At 74.9% G+C, this 702-nt stretch carries 1 protein-coding gene; it reads right to left on the reverse strand.

Going from position 1 to position 702, the window contains the following annotated elements:
* Positions 1 to 22 precede the first annotated feature (22 nt).
* Positions 23 to 517, reverse strand: a complete 495-nt coding sequence (locus tag ACR80Q_RS18325; protein ID WP_435379088.1) for a hypothetical protein — start codon at positions 515 to 517, stop codon at positions 23 to 25.
* Between the last annotated feature and the right edge of the window lie 185 nt (positions 518 to 702).

The following is a 702-nucleotide window of genomic DNA, read 5'->3' on the forward strand; positions in this document are numbered from 1 at the left end:
CACCCCCACCTCCGCCACCACGTCAGCCCGCGAACGGAACGATCCCGCCCTGCGACTTGGTGACGCCGCCGCTCGGTACGTCGACGCCCTGCACGTCGCCGCCGAAGACCACCTCGGACCCGACACCGTCGCTCTCCTCGAGAGGACGGCGGACCAGGTGGTCGCCGGGCTGGCCGGGCCGGACGCCGCTTTGCTGTCGGAGTCGCCGGCGTGGCCCACGTTGCGGGCGCACCTGCTGCTTCTTGCCGCCGCTGGGACTGACCCTGTCGAGGCCCTCGAGAAGGCCGCCACGTCCGGCGGGCAAGCCGGTGGGCAGGCTGGCGGGTTGGCGGACGCGCGGGACCTGGCCGCGGTGCTGGACTGGCGTCTCGACGACACTTCCCTCCGCAGCGCTGGACGCGGCCCCCTGCCGTGGCTGCCCGCGGTCCCCGCAGCCCTCGCCGCTGACCCCACCTGGGGTGAGTACCTCACCGGTCGCGCCGACCTCGTCCACCACCTCGCCGATCGCGTCCGCCACCAGACCATCGCCGACGGCCCAGTCGACGGCCCAGTCGACGGGGCGGTCGGCGGGGTAGGCGGGTCGGTCGACGGGGCGGCCGCGAACGTTCCCCCGGTTCCGGGGGAACGTTCCCCCCTCCCGGCCTGGCTGAACTCGGGGGAACGACGTCCCCCCACGCGGGTGGTGGCCGAGGTGGAGGTGTG

Origin of the sequence: Aquipuribacter aurantiacus, from assembly GCF_051216895.1 — a bacterium.
In the GTDB taxonomy this organism is placed as follows: domain Bacteria; phylum Actinomycetota; class Actinomycetes; order Actinomycetales; family JBBAYJ01; genus Aquipuribacter.